The organism is Stenotrophomonas sp. GD04054 (assembly GCF_029836955.1).
Taxonomy (GTDB): domain Bacteria; phylum Pseudomonadota; class Gammaproteobacteria; order Xanthomonadales; family Xanthomonadaceae; genus Stenotrophomonas; species Stenotrophomonas maltophilia_A.
The window spans coordinates 1-26,625 of record NZ_JAOECR010000027.1; the positions used below are offsets into that span (position 1 = coordinate 1).

Annotated in this window: 25 protein-coding genes; 9 read left to right on the forward strand and 16 right to left on the reverse strand. The window is 67.2% G+C overall.

Translation table 11 applies throughout. From position 1 onward, the window contains the following. Positions 1 to 139 precede the first annotated feature (139 nt). Both N7573_RS13485 and N7573_RS13490 read right to left on the reverse strand, forming a co-directional pair. Complete coding sequence (locus N7573_RS13485; protein ID WP_279912927.1) at positions 140 to 793, reverse strand: response regulator transcription factor; 654 nt, start codon at positions 791 to 793, stop codon at positions 140 to 142. Continuing rightward, entirely contained in the window at positions 786 to 3,815 is a 3,030-nt protein-coding gene (locus N7573_RS13490) for a sensor histidine kinase (protein ID WP_279912928.1), read from the reverse strand. Before N7573_RS13490 ends, N7573_RS13485 begins: the two co-directional genes overlap by 8 nt. A gap of 96 nt (positions 3,816 to 3,911) precedes the next feature. On the opposite strand from N7573_RS13490, the gene N7573_RS13495 reads away from it, so the two are divergent. The 7 genes from N7573_RS13495 to N7573_RS13525 all read left to right on the forward strand — a co-directional run bounded on the left by N7573_RS13495 (position 3,912) and on the right by N7573_RS13525 (position 10,691). Further along, a complete protein-coding gene (locus tag N7573_RS13495) occupies positions 3,912 to 4,244 on the forward strand; it encodes a hypothetical protein (protein ID WP_279912929.1) in 333 nt (110 codons plus the stop codon). Positions 4,245 to 4,294: 50 nt separating this feature from the next. Continuing rightward, positions 4,295 to 4,738: an AraC family transcriptional regulator gene (locus N7573_RS13500; protein WP_053091059.1), complete on the forward strand. Its 444-nt coding sequence runs from the start codon at positions 4,295 to 4,297 to the stop codon at positions 4,736 to 4,738. Then, positions 4,735 to 5,391, forward strand: coding sequence for a hydrolase (locus tag N7573_RS13505; protein ID WP_279912930.1), 657 nt, complete (start codon positions 4,735 to 4,737; stop codon positions 5,389 to 5,391). Before N7573_RS13500 ends, N7573_RS13505 begins: the two co-directional genes overlap by 4 nt. Positions 5,392 to 5,393: 2 nt before the next feature. Then, on the forward strand, positions 5,394 to 5,819 hold the full coding sequence (locus N7573_RS13510) for a DoxX family protein (protein WP_049398467.1): 426 nt from the start codon (positions 5,394 to 5,396) through the stop codon (positions 5,817 to 5,819). Positions 5,820 to 5,938: 119 nt separating this feature from the next. Further along, positions 5,939 to 7,786 carry an amidohydrolase gene (locus tag N7573_RS13515; RefSeq protein ID WP_279912938.1) on the forward strand — a complete coding sequence of 616 codons (1,848 nt, stop codon included), beginning with the start codon at positions 5,939 to 5,941 and terminating at the stop codon, positions 7,784 to 7,786. Then, positions 7,765 to 9,048, forward strand: coding sequence for an alginate export family protein (locus tag N7573_RS13520; RefSeq protein WP_279912931.1), 1,284 nt, complete (start codon positions 7,765 to 7,767; stop codon positions 9,046 to 9,048). Before N7573_RS13515 ends, N7573_RS13520 begins: the two co-directional genes overlap by 22 nt. Next, entirely contained in the window at positions 9,042 to 10,691 is a 1,650-nt protein-coding gene (locus tag N7573_RS13525; RefSeq protein WP_277778507.1) for an MFS transporter, read from the forward strand. The genes N7573_RS13520 and N7573_RS13525 overlap by 7 nt, the downstream gene beginning before the upstream one ends. 158 nt (positions 10,692 to 10,849) lie before the next feature. Here N7573_RS13525 and N7573_RS13530 read toward each other — a convergent pair whose 3' ends face one another. After that, positions 10,850 to 11,674, reverse strand: coding sequence for an alpha/beta hydrolase (locus N7573_RS13530; RefSeq protein WP_279912933.1), 825 nt, complete (start codon positions 11,672 to 11,674; stop codon positions 10,850 to 10,852). A gap of 186 nt (positions 11,675 to 11,860) precedes the next feature. Between N7573_RS13530 and N7573_RS13535 the strand changes: the two genes are divergently transcribed. After that, positions 11,861 to 12,247: a hypothetical protein gene (locus tag N7573_RS13535; RefSeq protein ID WP_107432189.1), complete on the forward strand. Its 387-nt coding sequence runs from the start codon at positions 11,861 to 11,863 to the stop codon at positions 12,245 to 12,247. A 69-nt stretch (positions 12,248 to 12,316) separates the two neighbouring features. Here N7573_RS13535 and N7573_RS13540 read toward each other — a convergent pair whose 3' ends face one another. The 13 genes from N7573_RS13540 to N7573_RS13600 all read right to left on the reverse strand — a co-directional run bounded on the left by N7573_RS13540 (position 12,317) and on the right by N7573_RS13600 (position 24,910). Further along, positions 12,317 to 13,030 (reverse strand): DUF2968 domain-containing protein, encoded by a 714-nt coding sequence (locus tag N7573_RS13540; RefSeq protein WP_043402505.1) that lies wholly within the window; start codon positions 13,028 to 13,030, stop codon positions 12,317 to 12,319. Between the two features lie 99 nt (positions 13,031 to 13,129). Continuing rightward, complete coding sequence (locus N7573_RS13545) at positions 13,130 to 15,295, reverse strand: TadG family pilus assembly protein (protein WP_279912934.1); 2,166 nt, start codon at positions 15,293 to 15,295, stop codon at positions 13,130 to 13,132. A gap of 8 nt (positions 15,296 to 15,303) precedes the next feature. Beyond that, on the reverse strand, positions 15,304 to 15,762 hold the full coding sequence (locus N7573_RS13550; RefSeq protein WP_279912935.1) for a DUF3613 domain-containing protein: 459 nt from the start codon (positions 15,760 to 15,762) through the stop codon (positions 15,304 to 15,306). Next, positions 15,759 to 16,655, reverse strand: a complete 897-nt coding sequence (locus N7573_RS13555) for a Flp pilus assembly protein TadD (protein ID WP_279912936.1) — start codon at positions 16,653 to 16,655, stop codon at positions 15,759 to 15,761. The genes N7573_RS13550 and N7573_RS13555 overlap by 4 nt, the downstream gene beginning before the upstream one ends. After that, positions 16,655 to 17,590, reverse strand: coding sequence for a type II secretion system F family protein (locus tag N7573_RS13560; protein ID WP_032128078.1), 936 nt, complete (start codon positions 17,588 to 17,590; stop codon positions 16,655 to 16,657). Before N7573_RS13560 ends, N7573_RS13555 begins: the two co-directional genes overlap by 1 nt. A gap of 28 nt (positions 17,591 to 17,618) precedes the next feature. Then, on the reverse strand, positions 17,619 to 18,575 hold the full coding sequence (locus N7573_RS13565; protein ID WP_279912937.1) for a type II secretion system F family protein: 957 nt from the start codon (positions 18,573 to 18,575) through the stop codon (positions 17,619 to 17,621). Between the two features lie 2 nt (positions 18,576 to 18,577). Next, positions 18,578 to 19,927 carry a CpaF family protein gene (locus N7573_RS13570; protein ID WP_049398477.1) on the reverse strand — a complete coding sequence of 450 codons (1,350 nt, stop codon included), beginning with the start codon at positions 19,925 to 19,927 and terminating at the stop codon, positions 18,578 to 18,580. Next, complete coding sequence (locus N7573_RS13575; protein ID WP_345781982.1) at positions 19,912 to 21,168, reverse strand: fimbrial protein; 1,257 nt, start codon at positions 21,166 to 21,168, stop codon at positions 19,912 to 19,914. The genes N7573_RS13570 and N7573_RS13575 overlap by 16 nt, the downstream gene beginning before the upstream one ends. A 27-nt stretch (positions 21,169 to 21,195) precedes the next feature. Next, complete coding sequence (locus tag N7573_RS13580; RefSeq protein WP_201116484.1) at positions 21,196 to 22,554, reverse strand: type II and III secretion system protein family protein; 1,359 nt, start codon at positions 22,552 to 22,554, stop codon at positions 21,196 to 21,198. An 18-nt stretch (positions 22,555 to 22,572) separates the two neighbouring features. Next, a complete protein-coding gene (cpaB, locus tag N7573_RS13585) occupies positions 22,573 to 23,610 on the reverse strand; it encodes a Flp pilus assembly protein CpaB (protein ID WP_279913715.1) in 1,038 nt (345 codons plus the stop codon). 23 nt (positions 23,611 to 23,633) lie between these two features. Then, entirely contained in the window at positions 23,634 to 24,110 is a 477-nt protein-coding gene (locus tag N7573_RS13590) for a TadE/TadG family type IV pilus assembly protein (RefSeq protein ID WP_049398481.1), read from the reverse strand. After that, a complete protein-coding gene (locus tag N7573_RS13595) occupies positions 24,107 to 24,652 on the reverse strand; it encodes an A24 family peptidase (protein WP_032128071.1) in 546 nt (181 codons plus the stop codon). Before N7573_RS13595 ends, N7573_RS13590 begins: the two co-directional genes overlap by 4 nt. A gap of 66 nt (positions 24,653 to 24,718) precedes the next feature. Further along, positions 24,719 to 24,910, reverse strand: coding sequence for a Flp family type IVb pilin (locus N7573_RS13600; protein WP_019337868.1), 192 nt, complete (start codon positions 24,908 to 24,910; stop codon positions 24,719 to 24,721). Positions 24,911 to 25,596: 686 nt separating this feature from the next. Here N7573_RS13600 and N7573_RS13605 point away from each other — a divergent pair. After that, a complete protein-coding gene (locus N7573_RS13605; protein WP_279913714.1) occupies positions 25,597 to 26,577 on the forward strand; it encodes a helix-turn-helix domain-containing protein in 981 nt (326 codons plus the stop codon). Positions 26,578 to 26,625 lie beyond the last annotated feature (48 nt).

Consider the following 26,625-nt stretch of genomic DNA (forward strand, 5'->3'; position numbering starts at 1 on the left):
TACTTGCAGCGTCCTCGCACTCCGACACCACCCCGCCATCCCATGGAAAGCCCGCTGTTGCTGTTGTTGCTCCTGAGGTTGCCGGCCAGCGGCCGGCACTACCGCAGGTGCAGGGCTGCAAGCCCTGCCGAACAACTCCCTAATCGTGACCGCTGTCGTCCAGGCTGATGATCCCGCGCCGCAGCGCCTGGGTCACCGCATGCGTGCGATCACCCACGCCCAGCTTGTCCATCAGGCTCTTCATGTGCGCCTTCACCGTCTGCTCGGAAATCTGCATGCGCTCGCCGATGCGCTTGTTCGACAGGCCCCCGGCCACATGCCTCAGTACCTCGGTTTCGCGCGGCGACAACCGGTCTTCCACCACATGCGCGGCGATGCTGGCCGCCACCGCCGGGGGAATCGGTGCGCGGCGGCCGCCAGCGACCAGGCGGATCGTATCGACCAGCTCATGGCGCAGCATGTCCTTCAGCAGATAGGCGCTGGCGCCGGCCTGCAGTGCCCTGACCGCACGTACGTCACCGCGGTAGGTGGTCAGCACGATGATGCGCGCGCGCGGGTCCATCGCGCGGATCCGCACGATGGCTTCCACACCATCCAGCCGTGGCATCTGCAGGTCCATCAGCACCACGTCGGGCTGCAGCCGCTGGTAGCAGGCGATGGCTTCCTCGCCATCGGCGGCTTCGCCGAGCAGGCGCAGATCGGGTTGTGCGCCCAGCAGCGCCGCCAGGCCGTCACGCAGCAGCGGGTGGTCGTCGACCACCAGCACGCCGATCAGGGCAGGGGACTCAGTCATGGTTTGCTTTACTCCAGGGCCAGCGCCAGCGCGATGGGCGGCGGTGATACAGGCGCCGGGCGGGAACCGCCAGCGCGACTTCGGTTCCCAGTTCGGCGCGGGTCCACAGCTGTAGTTCCGCACCGAGGCGCTGCGCGCGCTCACGCATGCCCTGCAGGCCCCAATGACCATGGCCGGCATTGTGGTCGGCGATGCCGACGCCATCGTCGCGCACGTGCAGCAGGAAGCACCGCGTGCCGTAGGACAGCTCCACTTCGATGGCGCTGGCGTTGGCGTGACGCAACGCATTGCGGATCGCCTCACGCCCGATCAGGAACACTTCTTCGGCCGTGTCGGCCTGCAGCGGTGGGGTTGCACCTTCCACGGTCAGGCGCAGTGGGTTGGTGCCATGCCCGGCGTACTCGGCATGCACATCGGCCAATGCCGAAGCGAGGTCGCGGCCAGCGAACGGTCCCTCACGCAGGGCATTGACCCGCTCGCGGCCCTCGGCCAGGTTGCGCTCGGCCAGTTGCATCGCCGATTCCAGCTGGCCGCGTACCGGCTCCGGGGTCTGGGGTGACTGGCTGATCGCGTGCAGGCGCAGGATCAGGCCCTGGCTGCCCTGCAGCAGGGTGTCGTGCAGGTCGCGTGCGATGCGTTCGCGCTCGCCATTGCGTTCCTGCAGGCGCGCGCGGAACAACGCCGCGAGCTGCCCGCTGCGGATGCGCACTGCCATCACCAGCAGCGCGAGGATCGCGGCCGCGCACAGCAGCTTGAACCACACGGTCTGCATGAAGGTGGGGGCGATGCGGAAGCTGCGGCTGGCCGGCGCGGTGCTCCAGATGCCGTCTTCGTTGGCCGCTTCCACTTCGAACCGGTAATTGCCCGGTGCGAGGTTGGTGTAATACGCGCGGGTGCTGCTGCCGGCATCCTGCCAGCCGTCGTCGACGCCGGACAGGCGATAGCGGTAGCGGTTGCGCTCCGGGCGCGCCAACGACAGCGCCACGTAGTCGATCTGCAATTGGCTGGTGCCGGCCGGAAGGCGCAGGCCATCGCGCAGTGGCTCGTGCTCACTGCCATACAGCACTTCGCCGATGCGCACGCTGGGCGCCATGGTGTTGACGTGCGAGCGGGTGGTGTCCAGCCAGGCCAGGCCCTGGTTGGTGGCCAGCCACAACAGGCCATCGTTGGCCAGTGCGGTGGTGGTGATCGGTCCGCTCTGCAGGGCGATGCCCGGCATGCCATCCACCGCATCGAACAGGCGCGGCGTCACCGGCTGCCCGCTGCGCAGGGCGCGCCGCAGCTGATCGCTCCCCAGCCGGACCAGGCCACGACTGCCATTGAGCCAGAGGTAGCCCTTTGCATCGGCGACCATGCCGGTGATGCCTTCCATGACGCCGGCCATGTCGGTGCTCACCTGGACGAACCGGCCATTGCCCAGGCGCACGGCCAACCCGGCCTCGCCAGCAACCAGCAGCAGGTCCTGATGATCGAGTAGCGCCGTGATCGGCCCGACCGACAGACCGTGGCCGGCGTCGAAGGTTTCGATGCGCGTCGCTCCCATGCGGCGCAGCCGGCCATCTGCATAGCCGAGCAGCAACTGGCCATGGGCGTCCAGCGCCAGTGACGAGCAGGCCTGCTCGGGCAGGCGGCGTTCGCGTTGCCACTGGTCGTGCTGGTAATGCAGCACCCCCCGTTCGCCGGTGCAGACCCAGGCCTGCTCGTCGTCGGGGAACAGCAGGGCATGCAGTGGCTGCCCGGTGAAGGGCGCAGGCAGCGGAATCCGCGTGGTGCGGCCGGCCACGGTGCGCGCAAGGTTGACCCAGTCGAACTGCCAGATCGGGGTGGGTGCCTGGCGCGCGGCGGCCTGCAGCTGCGGGGCACTGCCATCCAGCAGAGTGCGCCGCAGATCGTAGGGTTTGAGGTCTTCGCCATAGCCATACACGCGGCCATCGCTGGCCCGCACCAGCGAGCGGTAGGGATCACTCGGGCCCACTGCCAGGGTGTGCACGCTGCGTGCGCGGAAGCGGTTGAGGCCGAGATTGGTGCCGACCCAGAGATTGCCTTCGCGATCGACGATGATCGGCACCGCGGAGGTGGCGGTCAGCCCGTGCGGCGAATCGAAACGCTCCATGCGCACGGCGCGGCTGCCGTCGAAGGTGATGCGGGCGACGCCGCCGTGCGGGCTCATCGTGGCCCACAGCGCGCCATCGGCAGTGAACTGCAGGCGTGCAGCAACCAGTTCCGGAAGACGCCGCGCTTCACGTTCGCTGGCCGCCAACAGGCCCTGCGCGTTGGCCAGGGGTGAGGTGCCGCGCACCCGGTCGGCCAACCACACTTCACCCTGCTGGCTTTCGGCCAGCGTCGCCATCTGCGAGACCGCGATGCCGGTGTCCTCGAACGTGGTCTGGCCGGCCGCACGCATCCAGATCTTCAGGTCGGCCAGCACCCAGAACCTGCCCCGGCTGTCGTGCAGCACCCACTGCACACGGCGTTCGGGCAGGCCGGCTGCGGCCGGCAATGGCTGCCAGCGCTGTCCATCAAAGCGGCGCAGCCCGCCATTGATCGCCGCCCACAGCTGGCCCTGGTGATCCTGGCTGAAGCGTGGGACCACGCCGACCGGCACCCCCTGCTCGCGGCCGTAGTTGTGCAGCCTCCCCTGTGCGAACCGGCTGATGCCGGCCTGGAAGTAGCCGATCCACAGGGCACCGTCGGCGGCATGCGCCAGCGTGACCATGTTGGTGGACGGGAACTGGCTGCCGACGGGCGCTGCCTGCCGTTCGAAGCGACGGCCATCGAAGCGGTAGAGGCCCGAGCCGGTGGCCAGCCACAGCAGGCCGTCGCGGTCCTGGGTGATGTCCCAGATATCGCCGGGTGCACCCTGGCCGACCCGCCACGCGGTGTGCTCGTAACCGGGCAGCCCGCCGCTCACCGGCGGGCGCTGCACGGCAAGAGCGGGCAGAGCGGTCCACAGCAGCAGGCACGTCAGCAGCGTCGGCAGGCGACGCAGGAACGGGAAGGGGCGGCCACGCATGGCGCGCATTCTGGCAGGTGCGGGGCAGTCCGGGGTGACCCGAACGGGGTAGGCGGCGGCCGCCGCGGTCGGTTATCACGCCGGCATGCCCTGTGGAGCCCGGCCATGCAGCGCCTGTTCGTGATGTTCCCCGACCGCGGGCCGGGCATCGGCCTGCTGTGGTTGCGGCTGTGCCTGGCCGCCGCATTGTGCACGCCGGGTACGCATGCAGGCTGGCTGTCGGCGCTGTGCCTGCTGGCGGTGGCGATGCTCGCGCTGGGCGTATTGACGCCACTGGCGGCGCTGCTGGCGGCCGCGGCCATGTATGCGCAGCAGGTGCCCTGGCCGCTGGTGGCGTTGCCGCTGGCGCTGCTGATGCTGGGGCCGGGCGCCTACTCAGTGGATGCGCGCCTGTTCGGGCGCCGCCTGCTCGGGCGTCGGCCTCCCCCATTCGGGTAGGTGCTGGCCTCGACCGACGGGGGTAGGGCATCGTGCGGCGGCCACGCACCATGGGGCACCCCCTCGCGGCGTCCCGCATGGCCACCGTCTTTTCGCCCGATCCGCCCGCCGTGGCGCTGGCACCGCAGCAGGCCGCCGCATTGCAGCGCGCCCTGCGCTATGTCGATGAGCACCTGTCGCAGCCGCTGCGGGTGACCGAGCTGGCCGCAGCCGCCTGCGTCAGCCGCTTCCATCTGGTGCGCCTGTTCAGGACCGGTACCGGCGCCAGCCCGCTGCGCTACGTGCGCCGTCGCCGCATCGAACGTGCGCGCCAGTTGTTGCCGGTCGCGCAGCTGCCGATGTCCTGCCTGGCGCAGCAGCTGGGCTTCTTCGACCAGAGCCATTTCGTCCGCAGCTTCCGCGCCGAGACCGGCTGCAGCCCCGGCCAGTACCTGGCCGGCGATGCGGCCCTGTTGCTTCCCCCTGATCGTGTTTCCAACGGAGTCCAACCATGAGCCTTGCCACCGCCACGCCCGCCCCGGCCCTCTTGTCGCCCACCGACCATGCCCTGGTGCTGATCGACTTCCAGTCGCAGATGGCATTTGCCACCCACACAATCGATATCTCCGCGCTGCGCAACAACGTGTCGCTGATCAGCAAGGGTGCCAAGGGCTTCAACGTGCCGGTGCTGCTGACCACCGTTGCCGAAGCGTCGTTCTCCGGCCCGATGTTCCCGGAACTGCCGGAGATCTTCCCGGGCCAGCCGGTGTTCGACCGCACCTCGATGAACACCTGGGAAGACCAGCCGGTGATCAATGAGATCAACCGCATCGGCAAGCGTCGGCTGGTCGTTGCCGGCCTGTGGACCAGCGTCTGCATCGTGGGACCGGCGCTGTCGGCGCTGGCACAGGGCTTCGAGGTGTATGTGATCACCGATGCCTGCGGCGATGTCAGCGAAGAAGCCCACGAGCGTGCGATCACCCGCATGGTGCAGGCCGGTGCAGTGCCGATGACCAGCGTGCAGTACCTGCTGGAGCTGCAGCGTGACTGGGCGCGTGGCGAGACCTACGAGCTGACCACCGGCATTGCCCGCGACCATGCCGGCGGCTATGGCATCGGCATCCAGTACGCCAAGCGCATGTTCGGCGCGCAGGAAGGCGGGCACTGAGCATGCTGGCTGGCCATGGCCTCGACCTGGCCCTGCTGATGCTGCGCGTGGCAGCCGGGGGATTCCTGCTGCCACACGCGCTGGGCAAGCTGTTCGGTTGGTTCGGCGGTCCTGGGCTGGCCGGCTTCGCCACCGAACTGCGCGGCTTCGGCCTGCCAGCGGTGGCACCGCTGCCGCTGCTGCTGGCCCTGCTGCAGGTGCTGTCAGGGCTGGCTGTGCTGCTGGGCTGGCAGACCCGCGTCGCCGCGCTTGCAGCGGCGGCCTTCATCGGCTTCACCGTACTGTTGGCCCTGCCCAAGGGCTGGTTCTGGATGCGCGGCGGCAGCGAGTACCCGTTGATGTGGACCACGGTACTGCTGGCCCTCGCGCTGACCGGGCCCGGCGCCTGGGCACTGGACGGCCAACGCCTTCCGGGAGACCTCGCATGAGTCACGATCCACTCGATCACGGCCGCCGCAACGTGGTGCTGGCCGGCAGCGCCGCGGTGGCGCTGGGCCTTGCCGGCCGTGCCGGTGCCGCACTCGATTCCACTTCCAAGGAGCGTCGCATGAGCACGCTGGTCATCCGCAATGCCCGCATCACCACCCTTGACCCACAGCAGCCGCATGCACAGGCACTGGCCGTGCAGGAAGGGCGCATCGTCGCCGTCGGCAGCGACGAGGAGATCATGCGTGGCTGGGGCAATGAAGCGACCCTGATCGACGCCCAAGGCCGGCGCCTGCTGCCCGGCCTCAACGACAGCCATACCCACCTGATACGTGGTGGCCTGAACTACAACCTGGAACTGCGCTGGGACGGCCTGCGTTCGCTGGGCGATGCCTTGGACATGCTGAAGGCGCAGGTCGATCGCACGCCTGCACCGCAGTGGGTGCGCGTGGTCGGTGGTTTCACCGCCACCCAGTTCAACGAGAAGCGCCTGCCCACGCTGCAGGAGCTCAACGACATCGCGCCGGACACGCCGGTGTTCCTGCTGCACCTGTACGACCGTGCGCTGCTCAACCGCGCCGCACTGCGTGCCTGTGGCTATACCAAGGACACCCCGGATCCGCCGGGCGGCCAGATCGTGCGTGATTCGCTCGGCAACCCGACCGGGCTGCTGCTGGCCAAGCCGAATGCGCTGATCCTGTACGCGACGCTGGCCAAGGGGCCGAAGCTGCCGATCGAGTACCAGGCCAATTCCACCCGTCATTTCATGCGTGAGTTGAACCGTCTCGGCATCACCTCGGTGATCGACGCCGGCGGTGGTTTCCAGAACTACCCCGAGGACTACCAGGTCATCGAGCAGCTGCACCGCGATGACCAGCTGACCGTGCGCATCGCCTACAACCTGTTCACCCAGAACAAGGGCAAGGAAGTGGATGACTTCCGCGGCTGGAGCGAGATGCTGCAGCCGCGGCAGGGTGATGACCTGCTGCGCCACAACGGTGCCGGCGAGATGCTGGTGTTCTCGGCGGCCGACTTCGAGTTGTTCAACGAGCCGCGCCCGGAACTGCCGCCGGAGCTGGAGCCGGAACTGCACGATGTGGTGAAGCTGCTGGTCGAGAAGCGTTGGCCGTTCCGCATCCATGCGACGTACGACGAGAGCATCACCCGCATCCTCGATGTGTACGAACAGGTCAACCGCGAGGTGCCGTTCGATGGCCTGCACTGGTTCATCGATCACGCCGAAACCATCACCCCGCGCAACATCGAGCGCATCCGTGCGCTGGGTGGCGGCATCGCCGTGCAGCATCGCATGGCCTATCAGGGCGAAGCCTTCGTCGAGCGCTACGGCGTGCAGGCCGCGCGGCATACGCCGCCGGTCAAGCGCATGCTGGCCGAAGGCGTGCCGGTCGGTGCTGGAACCGATGCCACCCGTGTGGCCAGCTACAACCCGTGGGTTGCGTTGTCCTGGCTGGTGACCGGGCGCACCGTCGGCGGGCTGGCCCTGTATGGCGATGAGAACCTGCTCGAACGCGAGCAGGCGCTGCGCCTGTGGACCCAGGGCAGTGCCTGGTTCTCCGGCGACGAAGCGGTGAAGGGCACGCTGAAGGCCGGCCAGCTCGCCGACTTCATCCTGCTTTCGGCCGACTTCTTCCGCGTGGATGATGCGCAGATCGCCGACATCACCAGCGTGTTGACCGTGGTCGGTGGCCGCATCGTGCATGCCGACGGCGACTACGCAGGGCTTGAGCCGCAGCTGCCGCCGGCGATGCCGGACTGGTCGCCGGTCAACCGGTTCGGTGGCTACCACGTCGGCGGTACCGCCACCGGGTTGGCCGCCGCCCATCGTCACCATCACGGCGTAGCCTGCAGCACTCACGGTGCTCATGGTCATGCTGCACGGCACGCGGCGCCCACCGATGACCTGACCGCGTTCTGGGGTGCGATGGGATGCTCGTGCTTCGCATTCTGAGCCTGGCACTGCTGGCCGTGCCATCGCTGGCGCTTGCCTGCGAGGGGGGCCGCTGCAGCGACGCCGGTGACGGCCAACTGCAATGGGATGCGTCGCTGCGTGTGCGTGGGCTGTACTACGACCCGACCCGGTTCGGCATTGGCGGCAGCGAGGATGGCTATGGCCTGCTGCGTGCCTTGGCATCGGCCACCTATGTGGAAGACACCTGGCAGGCGAAGCTGCAGCTGGGTGTGCATGGTGAGAGTGGCAAGGCCGGCGGCCCGGGTCGCACCGACCGCAGCGCGCTGGATGTGCAGCAGGCGTACTGGCGCTGGCAGCGCGATGGCTTCCATCTGCAACTCGGCCGGCAGGAAGCCGGCTATGGCAGTTCACGGCTGCTGTCGGTGCGCGACGGGCCGAACATTCGCCTGGCGTTCGACGGTGCGCGTGTGGGTTGGAAAGGCCGCCAGGGTACGCTTGATCTGATGGCATTGCGGCCAGTGGAAAACCGACCGGGTGCCTTCGATGATCGCGGCGAACACGGCGCCCATCTCTTTGGCGCGTATGCCACGACGGCGCGCGGGCAGCGGGCGGGCCAGTGGGATCTGTATCTTCTGGACTACCGCCGTGAGGGGGCGCGCTTCGCTGGCGGTGTGGGTACCGAACGTCGGCAGACCGTGGGCGCGCGCTGGTTCGGCCAGGCCGGGGCGCTGGACTGGAACAATGAGCTGGTGGCGCAGGGCAGTGAGCTTCGGACGACCGCCGGCACCCTCGATATCCGCGCCTGGACGCTGGCGACCGATACGGGGTGGCGCTGGACGAACCTGCCGCTGCAGCCGCGGCTGGGGTTGAAGGCAGACATCGCCAGTGGCGATGGCAACCTGCATGACGGCCGCCTGGGAACCTTCAACGCTTTGTTCCCGAAGTCGGCCTATTTCAGCGAGGCCAGCCTGCTGGCCCCGGCCAACCTGATGGACCTCCAGCCGACCCTGACCCTGCGCCTGCACGACGCGGTGACGACGGAACTGGGCGTACAGATGGCCTGGAAGCATCGTCGTGCCGATGCGGTCTACACCACGCCGGCACCGCTGGTGGCGTTGCCAGGCAGCGCCGGTGGCGCGCGCCGCATTGGCAATCAATACAAATCCGAAACACGCTGGCAGGCCAGCGAACACTGGCAATGGCAGCTTCAGCTGGCCTGGGTCGATGCCGGTCCTGCACTGAAGCAGGCCGGAGGCCAGGACACGCTGTTCGCCTCGATCGTTGGAGCATGGCAATGGTGAACGCAACCGCGTCGCAACCTTCCGCACAGGCCGCAGGCGCCTGGTCCCCGCTGAAGATCCGGATGTTCCGCTCGATCTGGCTGGCGATCCTGGCCAGCAACATCGGCACCTGGGTCAACGATGTGGCCGCCGCCTGGGTAATGGCCGAGCGCACCGGCTCACCACTGATGGTGGCGCTGGTGCAATCAGCCACCACGGTGCCGATCGTGCTGCTGGCGCTGGCCGCCGGCACCCTGGCCGACATCGTCGATCGCCGCAGGTACCTGCTGGCCACCCAGGGCTGGATGCTGCTGGTCGCCGCGGTGATGGCGGCCCTGACCGCGATGGACATGCTGACGCCGCAGCTGCTGGTGCTGCTGACCTTCTGCATGGGCTGCGGTGCGGCGATGGCGATGCCGGCACAGGCCGCGATCGTATCCGAACTGGTGCCGCAGCCGATGCTGGCCTCGGCGGTGGCGCTGAACTCGATCGGCATCAACATCGCGCGCTCGATCGGCCCGGCCATCGGTGGTGTGATCGTCGCCCAGCTCGGTGCGGTCTGGGCCTTCGGTTTCAACGCCATCACCTTTGCCGCGATGCTGTTCGTGGTGTGGGGCTGGAAGCGCGACCCGAAACAGTCCAGCCTGCCGCCGGAAGGCTTCGGTGCCGGCCTGAAGGCGGGCCTGCGCTATGCCAGCCGCGCCGGGCGCCTGCAGGCGGTGTTGATCAAGTCGGTCGGCTTCTTCTTCTTTGCTGCAGCAATGAATGCACTGCTGCCGGTGGTGGTACGCGGCCAGATGCAGGGTGGGGCGGGGCAGTACGGCATGCTGCTCGGCTGCATCGGGATCGGTGCCGTGGGTGGTGCGTTGTTGCTGCCGAAGCTGCGCGCGCAGATGGATCGCGACCTGCTGGTGCTGCTGGCCACGCTGTTGCTGGCGCTCAGCCTGGTCGGGCTGGCGCTGACCCGCAGCTGGTACGTGCTGCCCTTGGTGATGCTGATCAATGGCTTTGCCTGGATCACCGTGCTGTCGTCGCTGCAGATTGCCGCACAGACCGCAGTGCCAGCGTGGGTACGGGCGCGTGCACTGGCGCTGTACATCATGGTGTTTTCCGCTGGCATGGCGGCTGGTGGCCTGAGCTGGGGTGCACTGGCGCAGCGCACCTCGCCGGAGCTGGCCTTGCTGGTGGCTGCCGCGGGTGCGGTGATCGGCGGATTGCTGGTGTGGCGCGTGCGCATTGCCGGTACTGAAGACCTGAACCTGCGCCCGGCGGGACACTGGCCGGCACCGGAACTGTCGGTGCCGGTATCCAACGATCGCGGCCCGGTACTGGTCACCCTGGAGTACCGCATCGACGAGGCTGACCGCGCCGCGTTCCAGGCGCAGATGCGCGCGCTGGGCACGATCCGCCGCCGCGATGGCGCGGTGGTCTGGGGCGTGGTGGAGGATGTGGCCAGCCCGGGCATCCACCTTGAGTATTTCGTGACCCCGTCGTGGCTGGAGCATCTGCGCCAGCACGAACGCATCACCGCCGATGACAAGGCGATCCAGGAAGTGCTGCGCGGGCTGCATCGCGGTGAGCGTGCACCGGTGGTGCGCCACTTCGTGGGCGGGCATGACCCGCTGCCGAAGACCGGGGTTCCGCACCACCACAGCGATATCTGACAAAAAAGGGGACGGAGGGGATTAAGTCGTTTGTGCACAAACGACTTAATCCCCTCCGTCCCCTTTTTGCGCGATCAATCCATCCCGATCCTGCGCAGCCGGCCAGCGGCCGGCTCTACCACAGGGGCGGCGGCGCTGGGTGGCGCCGCCGCAGTGCCTCACCCGCGTGCGAACGCCAGCAGGTCGGCGTTGAACCGGTCGGCGTGGGTGACGGTCAGGCCGTGCGGCGCACCGGCGTACACCTTCAACTCGGCGTCCTTGATGATCTGCGAGGACAGCTTGGCTGAGGCATCGAACGGCACGATCTGGTCGTCATCGCCATGCACCACCAGCGCTGGCACATCGATCTTCTTCAGGTCCTCGGTGTAATCCACTTCCGAGAATTCGTGCACGCAGTCGTACTGGCCCTTGACGCCACCGAGCATGCCCTGCAGCCAGAACGAATCACGCATGCCCTGGGTAACGCTGTTGCCGTCGCGGTTGGCGCCGAAGAACGGCGTGGTCAGGTCCTTGAAGAACTGCGAGCGGTCACCGCCGGTGCCCTTGCGGATGCCGTCGAAGACTTCCAGCGGGGTACCGGCCGGGTTGGCATCGGTCTTCAGCATCAGCGGCGGCACGGCGCCGACCAGCACCACCTTGGCCACGCGCTTGCTGCCGTGGCGCCCGATGTAATGGGTTACTTCGCCGCCACCGGTGGAGTGGCCGACCAGGATCGCGTCCTTCAGGTCCAGCGCCTCGAGCACGGCGGCCAGGTCATCGGCGTAGGTGTCCATGTTGTTGCCGTCCCAGGTCTGGCTGGAGCGGCCGTGGCTGCGACGGTCGTGAGCGATCACGCGGAAGCCGTTCTGGCCCATGAACAGCATCTGCGGGTCCCAGGCATCGGACGACAGCGGCCAGCCGTGCGCGAACACGATCGGCTGGCCGGTACCCCAATCCTTGTAGAAGATGCGCGCGCCGTCGGCGACGGTGACGAAGTTGCTCATTGTGGTTTCCTTGACGGAAGGGAGGGAAGGCGCTGGCGTGGATGCCGGTGCCTTCGGCAGTACAGCGCAGCGCCAGACCGACGACTTGCACGGCTGTGCTGGATTACGCCGGATGTGACGTGTATCGCTCTGGCACGAAGCCGTGCCGGCATCGAGGATGGCGGCAGCCCTGACGAGGAGCCTGCAATGTCGAACGCGTGTTGGAGCCCGCTGTTGTACCTGCTGCTGGCCACGGGGGCGCATGCTCAGACCAACGTCTACAAATGTGTGGACGGGCCGCATCCGGTCTACCAGCAGACGCCGTGCCAGGGGCGCGCGGAATGGCGCTGGGAGGTGCCGGCGGAGCCGCCCTCGACAGGTACGAGCGCGGCCAAGGCAGCGAGCCCAGCTTCAATGCGTCCGCGTGTGGTGCAGCAGCGGCGTGCGCGGGCTGCAGTGATACCGATCAGCGCGGATCCCGCCGCTTGTGAGCGCGCGCGGCAGCATCGTGGGAAGGTGCTGGCCAATGGCAAGCGCATGGACTTCGTGCAGCGCCGGCAACTGGACGATGCCGTGCATGAGGCGTGCCGTTGAAATGGAATGGTGCCGGAAACGACAACGGCGCCCGTAGGCGCCGTTGGACGGCACGCCAGGCGCTGGACCTCAGCGACCGTCGCTGGCGGCCGCCGGTGCCGGCGAGGGCACGCTGTCCGGCTTGGGCAGGCTCAGCTCCGGGTTGCCCTGTTCGGCCTGCAGGATCTGGATGCGGCGCTGCAGGGAATCCAGCTGGCTGTTGGTGCTCTGCACGTCGCTGCTCAGGCTGACCGCCTGCTGCTGGGCCTGCTGCAGGGCAGCGCTGACCTGGGCCGACTGTGCCTGCTGCTGTTCCATTTCCTGCTGCAGGGTGCGCAGGCGCTCCTCGTTGTAGGCCACCAGGCGCTCGGTATAGCGCTTGCCGGCTTCCAGTCGGGTGGTGTCGATGTAGACCTGGGCCAGCTGCTCTGACTGCTGCGCGAAGGTGCGGTAGACACGCTCGGCGTTGTCGACGGCATCGGTCTTGATCACCCGCCAGAAGTTCTTCTCCTGGAACAGGGCGACGTAGTAGGTCAGGGTGTTGGCATTGAACAGCAGGCTGGCGCCGTAGTTGCCGTTGTAGGTGGTGCGCAGCTCGGTCAGCTGGCGGGCATCCATCAGCTGCTTGAGCTCGTCAACGGTGTTGCGCACCACCGGTGCGGTACGTGCGGCCGGCTCTGCGGCTGCTTCGCGGTCGCCACGGGCAGCCATCGCCGCCGGTGCCACCAGCATCATGGCCACGGCCAGCAGTGCCGCGCCGCGCGCGTGCCGGGCGAAGACCGCGCCCCCTGAAGTTTCTCGCATGTCTAGACCATCCACGGATGAGTGTGGGTTGAGATGAAGGTGGTTCCCCGCCGGGAGTCTAGCATGTGCGCGGGCGCCGCCAAGGGCGCCCGTCACGGGTCAGTAGACCAGCTGTGCGGGCGTGCACTGGATGGACTGGACATGCACATCCGTACGGCCCAGTTCCAGGCCCAGCACCTGCGCCAGCAGCGAGCGCAGCAGGGAGCCGACGCTGTTGAGCAGCGGCTTCAGGACGTCCAGGGCGGGCTTCAGCAGGAAGCACAGCAGGCCCGAACAACTGACCGGGCCATTGCCGGGGGCGGTGACGCCGTCGCCGGCGAACTGGTCCAGGAAGCCGTCGTGGGCGGTCTGCAGGTAAGACGCGAGGTTCTGCGTCATGCAGTTGTTGTAGGCCTGGTCGCTCAAGGAAATCAGCAGGCTTGCACACCGGTTGACGGTCAGTCCGCCGAGCAGGCTACCCAGCAGTGCCGGCAGCACGCCCAGCCCTTCGCCAGTCACAGCCGTGCGATAGCCTTTCCAGACCGAGCCATCCTCCCAGCATGTGAGCAGGCCCACCAGGCAGGGTTTTGGAACACCCTTGGGTACATCCCACGCGCCCAAAGGCTTCAACCCCCGCGTCTGGTCGCCAAGTTCAAGCAGCTTGATGGACGCATCGACGTCGTAGCGATTGCGACCAACGTTGGCTGCTTTCAGGTAGCGATCGGCCAACTGCGCTGCGGTCGAGCCCTGGCTCATGCCATCGTCGCGCGGATCGAGCATGCCGGACAGTACGCGCAGCAGTTCGCTGACCAGCTCGGACACGGCGGTGCCCACCTCCAGGGAGTTGACCTGGGTTGAACCGGTCGCGCCGGCGGGGAGGGTGAGGCTTTGCGTGTCGGTCAGCGTATTGACCTTGATGCTGTCATTGATCAACGGGGCGCCGAGCAGTGTGAGCATCTGTTCCTTCTGCAGGGTGTCGCCACAGACATTCTGCTTGGAGAACCGCTCGCTGTCGGCCACCTTGCCGACGCAGGCGCGCAGCACGGAAGACTCGACCTTGATCGTCGCCGTGGGAGGCGTGCTGCCACATTGCAGGCTGGTCAGGGTCGCCATTGCATTGGTCACGTCCGCATGGACCGGCAGCTTCAGGCGGATGCCCAGCAGTGAAAGCACGCCGCCTGCAACGGGAATGTTGTTGGTGTCGATGTCGAGGAAGACACGGATCTGCGCGTTGTAAGCGCGCGAGCCAACGCCACCGATGGCGATGGAAGGCGGTTCCACCACAGCGGCTTTGGCATTGACCAGGCCCAGCAGGTTGAGTTCATCGACCGAGACCGCACGGCCGCCATTGGCGATGCTGATGCTGGTGCCGATCAGGTCCAGCACATTGACATCGGCCTGCAGCGCGCTGGAAATCGTTCCATCCGGCGCGACCACGCGTGCGAACAGGCCGCCACCGCTGTCATCGGTGCCGAGTTTCACCTCCAGCTGCTTGAGGTCGATGCCCTTCACGACCAGGGCATTCTCCAGGGCACTCAGGTCCACGTGGGCAACGCCCTGCTGGGTGAGCAGGTCAACGGTCGCCTGAAGGATCTTGCCCAGCTTGACCTTGCGGCCGGCCAGCAGATTGTTGAACTCCGCCACGCCCATGTTGACGTCGATCGGAATGCCCAGTGCCTGCAGCAGTCCGTTCGGGGTGATATGCGCCTGTGCAAGGCCGTCGTAGCCGAGCAGGGTGGTCTTGTCGAGGTCGGCACCCACCAGTTTCAGGACATTTCCCAGTGGCGTGTTGCCATTGATGCGCAGCAGTTGCGAGCCGACACTGAAAACCGCCGTCGGTTCTGCACGGCGCGCCACCGCCTGGGCGGTCACGGTCGGCAGGCTGCTGTTCTGCCCGAAGAAGGGAAGCACCGCGCGGCGGGTGATGACACGGACAGCATTGCGTTGATTCGCTGCATCGACGACCGGGCTGAAGTGCCCTTCGGTGGCGCGGGTCACGTTCCAGTTTCCGCAGCGGATTTCCAGGCTTCCTGCGAAGGTGTTCTGGGTGAGTGCGCTCTGCCGCGCAGCACTGTTGTCGCTGTTGTCCGAGGTGCACAGTTCCAGTCGCTGCGCTCCGGCCAGTGCGGCCAGATCAGCGACTTTCTGTGCATCGCGCTTGGCCCAGAACAGGTAACCGATCTCGATCAGGCCCAGCATCGCCAGCAGTGCCAGCATGACCAGCATCATGGTGATCGACATGCCGCCCCGTGGGCGGCTGAAACTGAACTGGCGTGGGCGTTTCATGGCCTACCTCAGCGTCCGGATGAGGATGATCCCTTGGACTTGGCGACATCGGCTTCAAAGAAGTCCGGGATCTCGTGTTCGAAACTCTTCATGTAGCGGGCGTAGCTCAGCGTCGCCTGGTCGCCGAGGATCGGCAGGTGCTGTCCGGCCTGTTGGCCCGATGCCTGCAGGCGGAACAGATTGCGCGTGGTATCGCCGATCTGGCTGCGGCCGGGCCGCGGGGCTGCAGTGCTGCCGTCGGTGTTGGCCACTGCTGCAGGCGCCGCCTGAGGCACCGGTGCTGGCGGGGCCGCCAGGTCCACGGTGGGCAGTGACTCGGACTGCCGCGGCTGCGAAGCCGACGCAGCCGGCGTGCTGCCGCCAAGCATCTGCCCGGTCAGCGGCTGTTGCTGCGCCTGCACGGCGGCGGCTGGCAGCAGGCAGATCAGAACGGGCAGCAGGCGTCGGGTCAGGGGCGTCGCGGTCATGGTGTGTTCCCGTTCGGGTGGTCGGAGGCGCTGAAGCGTTCCAGCATCGAGGGCGGCAGGCGCTGCGGATCGCGTTCATCGCGGCTGTCGCGGCGCGGTTCCGCCGCCAGTCGCGTGGCGCCGGGCGGGTTGCCGGCGGCATCGCTGGCGAGAGCACGGGCAGCGGCCGGCACGACTGCGGCGGCTGCCGCTGCGGCCTGGCGCTGCTGCAGGCGGGCACGGATGTGCGCCGCCTGCTGCTGGATGCTGAGCCGGGTCTCTTCGTTGAGGTTCGCTTGCTGGGCGAGGCGTTCGGCAGTGGCGGTGTCGCCCCGCAGTACCGCCCAGAGGGCGAGGTTGGCGGTGGCCTTGGCATTGCCCGGCGACAGCTCCAGCGCCTTGGCCAGGGGTTCGCGCGCGCGCTCGAACTGCCCGGCGCGCAGCCGCGCATAGCCCAGGTCGCCGAGATAACTTGTATTCAATGGCTGCAGTTCGGTCGCCCGCGCCAACGCCTGCTCACTGCCGGCGTCGTCGTCGCGGCGCGCGGCAATCAGGCCCAGGCCATGGGCGGCCGCGGCGGCCTGGGGGCCACTGGAAAGATCGCGGTACAGGGTGACCGCGGCATCGGCCTGGCCGGTCTCGCGCAGCGCGTCGGCCTGCAGCAGGCGCAACGCCGGCGGATCGCCGTAGCGCTGGCGGAAGGCGTCGACGTGGGCGAGCGAGGCATACCATGCGCCTTGCTGCTGCATGCGCTCGATCAGCTCCAGGTAGGCATTGCGGCTGTCCTGCGGTGCCGGTTCGGGCGCGGCCAGGCTGGGCGCGCGCAGGTACTTCGGCGTGGTCGATGCACAGCCGCTGGCGCCGGCAACGGCAGCCAGGGCAACAATCAGGCAGGAAGTGCGCAGGGCAGGCATCAGGGGGACCCCATCTTGGACATGGTGGTGGCCAGCGCGACCAGCGCCGGACCGGCAAGGACCAGCATCAACGCTGGCAGCAGGGTCAGCATCATCACCACGGTCATCTTCACCGAGAGCTTGCCGACCTTTTCCTTCAGCGTGTTGCGACGCTGCTCGCGCAGGCGGATGCTGAACTGCCGCAGGGGCTCCTGCACCGCGCCGCCATGGGCGTGCACCTGCAGGATCAGCTGCATCAGGCTGGTCAGGTCATCGTCGGCATAGACCTCGCTCAGCCGGCGCAGCGACTGTGCGCGCGTGCGGCCGTGGGTATAGGCGATGTTGGCCTCCTGCAGCTCGCCGCCGAGGACCGGCAATGCATCGCGCAGCTTGTCGCCGAGCGTCTGCAGGCTCTGGTCCATGCTGAAGCCCACGCCTTGCAGCAGACGCAGCAGGTCGATCAGCAGCGGCAGCTCGTTGTCGACCGCTCGTCGGCGTCGTTTCACCCAGGAGGAGAGAACGAACTTGGGCAGCAGCAGGCCGGCGGCGAGGGCGCCGATGATCACCATGATCCTGGCCAGCCCGGTGACGCTGCTGAATGTCAGCACCAGTACCAGCACCAGCACGGCCAGCAGCAGGCGCAGGCCGAGGTAGATGGCCGTACCGCGGCGGGTGTTCCACCCGGCCAGATCCAACAGCAGCCGGTCTTCATTGGCCAGCAACGCCGTTTCCAGCCGGCCGCCGCTGAGGGCACGGCCGAAGCGTTCCAGCCAGCCCAGCGAATCGTGCCGCGCAGGCTCGGTGTCACGGGACGCCTCGCGCGGCTGCAGGGCGGTCTTCAAGGTGGCCGTTGTACGTTGCTCACGATGGCTGCGCACCCAGCCGCCGATACCGAGCAGGGCGATACCGGCGGCCAGCACGAGCAGGGAGAGGGCGAACCAGGCGCTGGCGCTCATCGGTTGTCTCCGGCGGGGCGAAGGGGGTTCATAGCGACTTGGCCAGGCGATACAGCAGGAAGCCACCGACAAGTTCCATGCCCAGTGCAAGCAGCAGGATCTTGTGGCCGAGCGGATCGTGCAGCACCGGCTGGAAGAAGTCCGGGCTGGTGATCGCCATCAGTACCGCGCAGGCCGGTGGCAACAGGCCCAGCACCCACGCTGACATCCGCGTCTCCGAGGTGGTCGCTGCAAGCTCCTGCTGGGCCTGTTCCAGATCGCGCATGAAATCGCCCATGCGCTGCAGGATCTGGTCGGAGCGCCCGCCGATGCGCACGCTGACACCGATCACCACCGACAACACCTTCAGCACATCCATGCGATAGGGATGCGAGGCCTGTGCGAGTGCACGGTCCAGCTCCATGCCGCTGCGTGCAAAGCGCACCGTGGTGTCCAGCAGCCCGCGCAACGGCGCGCTCGTCTGCATCGACGCAACCTGGAACGCGGCCTGCAGGCTGTTGCCCAGTGCGGTCAGCCGCACCAGGTTGTCGAGGAAGTCCGGCAGCTGATGCAGCAGTTGCGCACGCAGCTTCGTGGTCCGCCGCATCACCCACAGCCAGCAGCCAAGCAGGTACAGCAGCAGGGTCAGCGGAAACATCCATGCGGTGCCCAGCCGCAGCATCGCCACCACCGACAGTATCAGCCCCGGTATCAGCAGCATGATGGGAATTTTCCAGCCGGTCTGCAGCCCTGCGCGCTGCAGCAGGCCATCCAGCGGCAGCACGCGGCGCCCGGCGCTGGCGGGCCGCGCCGGGTCGTTGGCAGCGGTGACGGACGGCCCGGCGGGTGCTCCGCTCGTGGCGCTTCCGCGCGAAAGCTGCTGCTCGGCGTGCCGCATTGAAACCTGGCGCTGCTCACGGCTGCTGGCCGTGCCCCACAGCCAGGCTGCCAGCGCCAGCAGCACCGCGATGATGCTCAGCATGCCCAGCAGCGCGCCGGTTCCCATGCTCAGAAGTCTCCGTAGAGCGATTCGCGCAGCTGCTGGCGGAACGGCTCCAGCTTGTGCGAGTGCGGATGGAAGCCCAGCCCGACCCAGCGATCGATCTCTTTGCCGTTGCCGTCGATCTGCAGTTCGTGGCGGAACATTTCCTGGGTGGTGATCAGGTTGTCGCTGACCCCGGTGATCTCGGTGATCGAGACCAGCACGCGGCGGCCGCTGCCCAGGCGCGAGATCTGCACGATGAAGTCGATGGCACTGGCGATCTGCCGGCGCAGGCTGTCCTCGCTGCCCTGGAAGCCGGCAAAACCGGCCAGCATCTCGATCCGGTACAGGCAGTCGCGGGGCGAATTGGCGTGGATGGTGGCCATCGAGCCGTCGTGGCCGGTGTTCATCGCCTGCAGCATTTCCAGCACCTCGGCACCGCGCACTTCGCCGACGACGATGCGGTCGGGGCGCATGCGCAGGCTGTTGCGGACCAGATCGCGGATGCTGACCGCACCGTGCCCTTCGGCGCCGCCGATACGGCTTTCCAGGCGAACTACATGCGGGTGGTTGAGCGAGAGCTCGGCGGTGTCTTCGACGGTGATCACGCGCTCGTTCGCGGGGACGTAGCTGGCCAGGGCGTTCAGCAGCGAGGTCTTGCCCGAGCTGGTGCCGCCGGACACCAGGATGTTGCAGCGACCCAGTACCATCGCCTTCAGCAAGGCCTGCATCGGCGCATCGAAGGTGCCCTTGGCCAGCAGTTCATCGGGGGTGAACGGGTCCTTGCGGAACTTGCGGATGGACACCATCGGTCCATCCACCGCCAGTGGCGAGATGATCGCGTTGAGACGGCCGCCGTTGGGCAGGCGCGCATCGACCATCGGATTGGAGTCATCCAGGCGGCGTCCAAGCGGGGCGAGGATGCGGCGCAGGATGCGCAGCAGATGCGTATCGTCGGTGAAGCGCTGGGTGGCCCGCTTGAGCTGGCCGCCCTGGGACACGTGCACATCCTTGAAACCGTTGATCAGGATGTCTTCGATGGACGGGTCGTGCAGCAGGTCGTCCAGCGGGCCGAAGCCGGTCAGCTCCTTGACCAGGCCGTCGGCAACCACCTGCATCTCCTCTTCGTTGATCGGGATGCGCCACTCCTGGATGAAGCCCACCGTCTGCACCTGCACCCAGCGGGCGATGGTGTCGGGGGCCCAGGAATCGATGTCGATGCGCTCGTCCTCGATGCTGTTGAGCAGGTGCTCATGCGCGGCCGACAGCACCTTCTGGTACTGCTCGGTCTGCGCGAACGGCTGATGGCCCGGCGAGCTTTCGGGCAGCACCGGCCGGGCAACGGCATGCGGGAACGGGGTTACCTTGTCTTCCATTGCGATCCACCCAGGGCAAGGGAGAGTCTTTCCCGCAGGCCCTGCGCCTGGACCGGGCAGGCAGCCGGATCCAGGCGCGAAACCAGCGGGGCGAGGGCACGCAGGTAGGGGTCGCGCGGCGCATCCTGCAGCAGCAGGTGGCCCTGGCTGGCAGCCAGGCGCACGCGCGGTCGTTCGGGAAGCGTGGCCAGCAGGGGAACCTCGAAGCGGCGCGCGATCTGCTCCGGGCTCATGCCGCTGCTGTCATCGTGGCGGTTGATCACCAGCTGCAGGCGCTTCTCGCGTTCGCGCTGGCCGGCAAGATGCTTCAGTGCCTGGTCGAGCGACACCAGTGTGGCAATGGAGGCATCGGTGACCAGCCAGATCTCGTCGGCCTGGTCCAGCAGCAGCGGCGGCAGCTGACGCAGCGGGCAGCCACCGGCATCACACAGCACGCTGGCGAACACGGTGCGCAGGCGCTGCAGCAGCGCACCCGGATCGGACGGCGGTACCGCATCGCTGCCGCTGGCGCGGTCCAGCAGCACCAGCCCGGAATCGTGACGGGCCATGGCCGTACGGGCGAGGGTGGCGTCGATGCGACTGGCGTTGCGCAGCGCGTCTTCGTAGTGGAAGCGGCTGTCCAGGTTGAGGTACAGGGCGAGGTCGCCCGAAGGCTGGGCCAGCTCCATCAGCAGGCCATCCTGCTGCAGTGCCTCGCCCTGTGCCAGCGCACGGGTCTGCTGTGCCAGCACCGAAAGATGCGCGGCCAGCGTACTGGTGCCGACCCCGGCGCGCACGCCCAGCAGGACGATCAGGCGGGCCTTGTGCGCCTGCTGCGCGGCGGCAGCCGGTCGTGGTGACAGGGCGCGACGCAGCGCGGCCTCGATGCCGACGTTGTCGCTGTCCAGGTCCAGCACATCACGCAGGCCCGCCCGCAATGCGATGACAACGCCTTCCACCTGGCCGGCACTGGTGGCACCGACTGCAACCAATGCCAGATCCGGCTCGGTCTGCTGCAGTTGCTGCGCCAGCACGCTGGAGGCGGCCGCATGTTCCGGGCGGAAGTCGAGCAGGACAAGGCTCTGCGGCCCGCGTTGCAGGTCCTGGGCGGAGGTCGGCGTGCTGCTGTCCTGCCAGTGCAGGGTGGTGGTTGACGGCAGTTTCGCCGCCAGCCGGGGCAGCAGTTCGCGATCCATTCCGTACAGGACCAGGTTCATCGGCGGTCCTTGCGGATGCAGCGGCTGGGCAGTGGCGTAGGGCATGGGCGTGGTATCGCAGGCATCATGGAATCAGCGTGAGAAGCCGGGCACCGGGTCCTGGCTGATAGGACCCAGCAGCCAGGCGCCCCATTCGGGCATGTGCGGCTTGGCCTCGCGGTCGCCGGGCAGCGGCAGCTCGGTGTTGCGTGCCAGCGGCTTCACCAGGCGTGGCGTGACGATGATCACCAGTTCCTTGTCCTGGCGCTTGTAGTCGAAGTTGCGGAAGAACGAGCCGATGATCGGCAGGTCACCCAGCAGCGGGATCTTGCCGACGCTGGAAACCACGTTGGAACTGACCAGGCCACCGATCACGAAGCTCTCGCCATCGCCCAGTTCGACCGTGGTATCGGCGCGGCGGGTGGTGATGGAGGGAATCTGCACGCCGTTGAGCGCGATGGCGTTGCTGTAGTCCAGGTCGCTGGCTTCCGGTGCGACTTTCAGGGCGATGCGGTTCGGTGCCAGTACCGTCGGTGTCACGGTCAGGCCGATGCCGAAGGGCTTGTAGGTGATGGTGGTGGTGCCCAGTCCCTGCGGTTCCAGGATCGGCAGCTCGCCGCCGGCCAGGAAACTGGCACTCTGCCCGGACAGCGCGACCAGTGTCGGCTCGGCCAGCACACGCGCCATGCCATTGCTCTGCAGCAGGTCGACGTCGGCATTCCACAGGCCCTTGGTAGAGCCGAACACCAGGCGGAAGGCCGAAGAAATGGGCGATTCGGCTTCGTTGCCGGAGTTGCCTTCCTTCATGCCGGGCAGGATGCCGGTATTGCCCGGCAGCTGGCCGCCCGGGCGGGCGAAGCCGTAGGCGAAGTTGCCATTGCGGTTCTGGAAGCTGATGCCGATCTGCTTCAGTGCGGTCTTGTTGAACTCGACCACCTTGACCTCGACCTGGACCACGCCGCCGCTGCTCACCGTGGATGCGTCGGCAAGCAGGCCATCCTTGCCCAGGGCCATGGCAGCAGTCTTCTGCGCCTGCATGTGCGACAGCACGCTCTCGGTGCTTCCCTGCAGCAGGCCCTGATTGTCCTGCTGGGTGAATACCAGCCCGTTCGCGCCGGCATCGGCCGCACCCTGCACCGCACTTTGTACCCGCACCTGCAGGCGCTGTGGTTCGGTCTGCTTGCGGTGCCAGAGCAGGAGCGTGGTGGTGCCCGGCGCCTTGCCGACCAGCAGGGCCTGGCGTTGGCCGCGCAGCATCACGATATCGGCCACGCCCGGATCGGCAATGGCGACCCGCTCCAGATCACCCGGCAGGGTCCAGGGGCGCTGCTCACGCGCCTGCAGCACCAGGTCGTCGGCGGCCACGCTTGTCGCCGGTGCCAGCAGCACCAGCAGCAGGGCCAGCCAGCGCTGGCGGGGGGAAGGGCGTGGACTGCGGCGACGTTCGGTCATGGATGCGCTCGATGCAGGTCAAAGGGAACCACGGGGGGCGGAGCTGTCACCTCGGATGATTTCGATGCCCGATGCGCGTGGGGCGCTGCGCCGTGGTGCGGGTACGCGTGCCGGGGCATCCTGGGTGCTGCGCGCGGTTGCGTTGCTGCGGCCGGCTAATGCATCGCCGTCGATGCCGGCGAAGGCGTGATTCTCTGGCCGCTGCAGCGCAAGCTGCTGTTCCGCATCCAGGCCACGCAGGGGATCAATCACCCCGCGTGCCTGCGGGAACAGCGCCAGATCGGGCTGGCCGGAATCGGCAGGGTTGCGCAGGGCGAGGAACAGCTTGCCCTGCTGTGCACCCAGCAGCAGCCGGTTGGCATCGGCCACCGGCACCGCCAGTACCGCGCTGCGTGCCGGCTGGGCGGTCCCGCTGCCCGTGCTCTGGGTGCTGCTGCTTCCGGTGATGTCGGCGGCGCGCGGATCGTTGCGGCCATCGGCCTCGTTGCTGGCAACAGCGTCATGGTTGGCCGGGGCGATGTCCTGCTGGCCATAGCTGAGCACGCGCAGGCGCGACAGCAGCAGGCGCGTCTGTGCTGCGTCGGCCGGGCCGCTGGCAGTGGATTGGGCATTGCGCAGGTTGAGGAACACGTCGACGAAATCACCGGGCAGGATGCGGTTGCCGGCCCCCACCAGCTCGTCGACCGGGACCGCCAGTGCGCGTTCCCCGGGGCGCAGCTGCAGCGAGAATCCCTGCGCGAGTGCGTTGCTGCTGATCGCCGTGCCTTCGGCGATGTCCTGCACCGGCACCTTTCCGACCACGGCGGAAATGCTGGTGGCGGCACCGGCAACCGGGGCGCTGCGCTGTGCGAGACGCAGTCCGTTGGCAGAGATCGGTTCGCCGGCCGGCAGTCGCGCCACCGCTTCCACCACGGTGATCGCCTGGGCTTCGCTCTGCGTCATCGGGGCAACCGTTGCCGGTGCGGCCTGCTTGCGCCCGATCATCAAGGCGATCACCGCCAGCAGCACGGCCAGCCCGATCAGGGCGACGGCAGCAATGCGGGTCAACTTGAGCATGGAACCGTCTCCTGTACCGAACGTCAGTTGCCGCTGCCGAGGTCGAGCTGAGCGACCGCGACGCTGCGGATGGGAGCCCGCATCACCCACTTGTAAAGCGTGGCGGTGCCGGGCAGGAAGGGATGGCTTGCGTAGTCGTAGCTGACCGTCACGGTCATGCACTGGGCGCTGGCCAGTCCGGCGCAGGGGGCCTGCGCGGAAACCAGAATGGCGTTGTTTCCGCCATTGCTGCAGTCGACCGGCTGACCCGAGAAGTTCAGCAGCCACTGCATCGAACTACGCGCTGCAACGCAGGCGGCAGTACGGCGTTCGTTGGCGCTGCCATAGCGCAGCGATGCACGTGCACCCTCGGCCGAGGCGGTTGCCAACGTCTGCTGGGCCGCCATGATCATTACGCCGGAGAACGTGAACAGCAGCAGCGGCAGCAGGCCCAGCATCAACATCAGCGCGAACTCGATGCTGGCCGCGCCACGTTGCCGGCGTCGGTTGTGGATGTTCATGCCACACCTCCGTACGTGCTGATGAGGACCCAGGCGATGGCGGATACCGCCAGGTAGGCGGCGTAGGGAATGCCTTGGCGTCCCTGGCGGGCGCTCTGCATCCCGCGCAGCGCCGGGTGCGAATGCCATTGCGAACTTGCCCGATGCATATGGGCTTGAAGGCCGATGGGCAGTACTGGACCCAACCGTCGCGATACCAGCACCAGTGCGGCATGTGCGCCCGCTGCCAGGCTGGCCGCGATCCAGATCGGCAGCAGTGCCTGCCAGCCCAGCATCAATCCCAGTACCGAAAAGAATTTGACATCACCGGCGCCCATCCAGCGCACTGCATGGAAAGGCAGCAATGCGACCAGGCCGAGCGCCGCGCCGGCAACGTGGGAAGCCCACGGCAGGCGCGGCGCGTTGAACTGTCCGGCGATGAGCACGACAACGGTGATCGCGCATGCGGACAGCAGCCAGGCGTTGGGCACCCGACGGGCGTACAGATCGCTGATCGCGATCCGCAGGCACACACCGATGGCCAGCAATCCCAGCAGTGTCATCGCACCCTCCATTGTCCGTCAGTGGACGCTCAGCAGTTGCTGTCCCTGATCAGCCTGGGACGCGGCTCAGGCCGGCGTGTTGCCCGATGCCTTGTCGGCAAGCTTGGTGAGATTCTCAAAGAGCGTTTCGAAGAAATCCTTGATCTGCGTGCTGCCCAGTGCGATCAGGACACCCGCAATCACAGCCGCCAGCAGGCCGTACTCGAGTGCGGTGACGCCATCTTCTTCCTTCAGGAACTTGCGGATCGATGCGTTCATGACGTTTGTCTCCCTCTACCTGTCTGCTACAGGACACCTGTTGGGCGGTGGCCCGGCTCCGCCGGGATCGTCCGTGGACCTCCGCACGTCCTGGCGGAGGAGGCACGGCGGGATGGACCCGCTGTGCTCAAGCAGGGTGATCGTTTCCAGGCGGGACGCCGTTCGCGCAACCGCGACCGCGCGGCGCGGGGCCGGTGGTCGACGTGTCGAGCGATACGTGCATGGTCATGCTGTCCCCCTGGGTGCGGTCATTATCAAAGACCGGATCACCGTGTTATCGACTTTGCCTGAATGGCGGCCGGCTGCAACCGGAACCTATATGCAAATTCGGCAGAATCCCATTGGCCCTTAATTTTAAAGCCGGGTTCTGTGACGGAAATCCGTTCGTCCGCACAACGATTCATCGACGTGCAGATAATGTGAGGCAGGCTTCAGGTCGCATGCGAAAACTGTGCCAAACGCGACAATCTGATTTTCACCTCTGTATCCATCTTATTCAACGCGGTGCAGATGTTTACCCCGTTGAATTATCGGGCATACTCGCATTCAAGTACTCGCGTTTCTTTTGGGGTGCGCACCTTGGCGGCGCGCATCCCGGTGATGGAAGAGATTCCATGAGAGGTGCGCGCCCTGTCAGGCAGTGGGGGCCGTGCCGCACGGCGGATAATCGGGGGGACGACACTGTCATGGTCGATGGTGGGGTAGGAGACAGCGACGACAGCGGCCTGCGGTCGATCGACCTGGCGACGCTGAGCGGCGTGCTTCGTGTATGTGATGTCGAACTGCTTCTGCTCGATGGCAATGGGCCGCGGGCGGCCTTCGCGTCACGCGTGCACGAGGAGGCGTTGTTCTGCAGCATCAGCTGTGGATTCCATTGCCGTGGACGTTTCATGCTGCCGCCGGACTGGGCGATGCTGGGGTATCTGCATGCGACCGATGAAACCCTGAGCTGGTGCCATGGCGTACCGCTTGCCCCTGGGATGGCGCTGACCGTGATGCCCGAGGGCATCAGCGAGTTCACCCTGAGCCCGGGCACGCACATGACCCTGATGCTGGTGCCGGTGGCACGGGTGCAACGCAAGCTGACCGAACTGAGCCTGCGCAGCACGCCGCCGGCCGGACAGGCGCTTTCACTGTTCAATCTCGCCAGCGAGGCCGCCCCGCTGGCACAGCATTACCAGCAGCTGCACCTGCAGCTGGGCCAGGGCGCGGGCCTGCAGCCGGAAGAAACCGAGCGGCTGCTGCACGAACACGTGCAGGCACTGCTGGGTGCGGGTTCCGCCGAACGCCCGGGTTGCAGCCGTGCGCGGCGCACGCATTATCTGATCGCACAGCGGGCGGAAAACTTCATGCGCCTCAACCTGCGCCGCAATATCTACATGAATGAGATCTGCGACGCTGCCGGTGTCAGTGAGCGTGGGCTGCGCTACGCGTTCGAGGACCTGTTCGGTACGTCGCCCAATCGTTACCTGTCGATGCTGCGCCTGTGCGCAGCCTGCCGCAGCCTGTCGATGGCCGATTCCAGCCGCCGTTCGGTCAAGGCCATCGCCCTCAGTTGTGGCCTGTGGGACCTGTCGCGTTTCGCCGACAACTACCGCAAGGTCTTTGGTGAACTGCCGCGTGACACGCTGATGCGCGCACCCGCGCAGATCGGCCAGCCCGCCTGATCCAGGCCCCATAAGGGTTTCCCGGCGGTTCCTGCCGGAATTGCATAT

Excerpts from the sequence above, each read along its gene's own strand:
- N7573_RS13485 (WP_279912927.1), bottom strand. The coding sequence starts at position 793 with ATGACTGAGTCCCCTGCCCTGATCGGCGTGCTGGTGGTCGACGACCAC.
- N7573_RS13490 (WP_279912928.1), bottom strand. The coding sequence starts at position 3,815 with ATGCGCGCCATGCGTGGCCGCCCCTTCCCGTTCCTGCGTCGCCTGCCG.
- N7573_RS13495 (WP_279912929.1), top strand. The coding sequence starts at position 3,912 with ATGCAGCGCCTGTTCGTGATGTTCCCCGACCGCGGGCCGGGCATCGGC.
- N7573_RS13500 (WP_053091059.1), top strand. The coding sequence starts at position 4,295 with ATGGGGCACCCCCTCGCGGCGTCCCGCATGGCCACCGTCTTTTCGCCC.
- N7573_RS13505 (WP_279912930.1), top strand. The coding sequence starts at position 4,735 with ATGAGCCTTGCCACCGCCACGCCCGCCCCGGCCCTCTTGTCGCCCACC.
- N7573_RS13510 (WP_049398467.1), top strand. The coding sequence starts at position 5,394 with ATGCTGGCTGGCCATGGCCTCGACCTGGCCCTGCTGATGCTGCGCGTG.
- N7573_RS13515 (WP_279912938.1), top strand. The coding sequence starts at position 5,939 with ATGAGCACGCTGGTCATCCGCAATGCCCGCATCACCACCCTTGACCCA.
- N7573_RS13520 (WP_279912931.1), top strand. The coding sequence starts at position 7,765 with ATGCTCGTGCTTCGCATTCTGAGCCTGGCACTGCTGGCCGTGCCATCG.
- N7573_RS13525 (WP_277778507.1), top strand. The coding sequence starts at position 9,042 with ATGGTGAACGCAACCGCGTCGCAACCTTCCGCACAGGCCGCAGGCGCC.
- N7573_RS13530 (WP_279912933.1), bottom strand. The coding sequence starts at position 11,674 with ATGAGCAACTTCGTCACCGTCGCCGACGGCGCGCGCATCTTCTACAAG.
- N7573_RS13535 (WP_107432189.1), top strand. The coding sequence starts at position 11,861 with ATGTCGAACGCGTGTTGGAGCCCGCTGTTGTACCTGCTGCTGGCCACG.
- N7573_RS13540 (WP_043402505.1), bottom strand. The coding sequence starts at position 13,030 with ATGCGAGAAACTTCAGGGGGCGCGGTCTTCGCCCGGCACGCGCGCGGC.
- N7573_RS13545 (WP_279912934.1), bottom strand. The coding sequence starts at position 15,295 with ATGAAACGCCCACGCCAGTTCAGTTTCAGCCGCCCACGGGGCGGCATG.
- N7573_RS13550 (WP_279912935.1), bottom strand. The coding sequence starts at position 15,762 with ATGACCGCGACGCCCCTGACCCGACGCCTGCTGCCCGTTCTGATCTGC.
- N7573_RS13555 (WP_279912936.1), bottom strand. The coding sequence starts at position 16,655 with ATGCCTGCCCTGCGCACTTCCTGCCTGATTGTTGCCCTGGCTGCCGTT.
- N7573_RS13560 (WP_032128078.1), bottom strand. The coding sequence starts at position 17,590 with ATGAGCGCCAGCGCCTGGTTCGCCCTCTCCCTGCTCGTGCTGGCCGCC.
- N7573_RS13565 (WP_279912937.1), bottom strand. The coding sequence starts at position 18,575 with ATGGGAACCGGCGCGCTGCTGGGCATGCTGAGCATCATCGCGGTGCTG.
- N7573_RS13570 (WP_049398477.1), bottom strand. The coding sequence starts at position 19,927 with ATGGAAGACAAGGTAACCCCGTTCCCGCATGCCGTTGCCCGGCCGGTG.
- N7573_RS13575 (WP_345781982.1), bottom strand. The coding sequence starts at position 21,168 with ATGCCCTACGCCACTGCCCAGCCGCTGCATCCGCAAGGACCGCCGATG.
- N7573_RS13580 (WP_201116484.1), bottom strand. The coding sequence starts at position 22,554 with ATGACCGAACGTCGCCGCAGTCCACGCCCTTCCCCCCGCCAGCGCTGG.
- cpaB (WP_279913715.1), bottom strand. The coding sequence starts at position 23,610 with ATGCTCAAGTTGACCCGCATTGCTGCCGTCGCCCTGATCGGGCTGGCC.
- N7573_RS13590 (WP_049398481.1), bottom strand. The coding sequence starts at position 24,110 with ATGAACATCCACAACCGACGCCGGCAACGTGGCGCGGCCAGCATCGAG.
- N7573_RS13595 (WP_032128071.1), bottom strand. The coding sequence starts at position 24,652 with ATGACACTGCTGGGATTGCTGGCCATCGGTGTGTGCCTGCGGATCGCG.
- N7573_RS13600 (WP_019337868.1), bottom strand. The coding sequence starts at position 24,910 with ATGAACGCATCGATCCGCAAGTTCCTGAAGGAAGAAGATGGCGTCACC.
- N7573_RS13605 (WP_279913714.1), top strand. The coding sequence starts at position 25,597 with ATGGTCGATGGTGGGGTAGGAGACAGCGACGACAGCGGCCTGCGGTCG.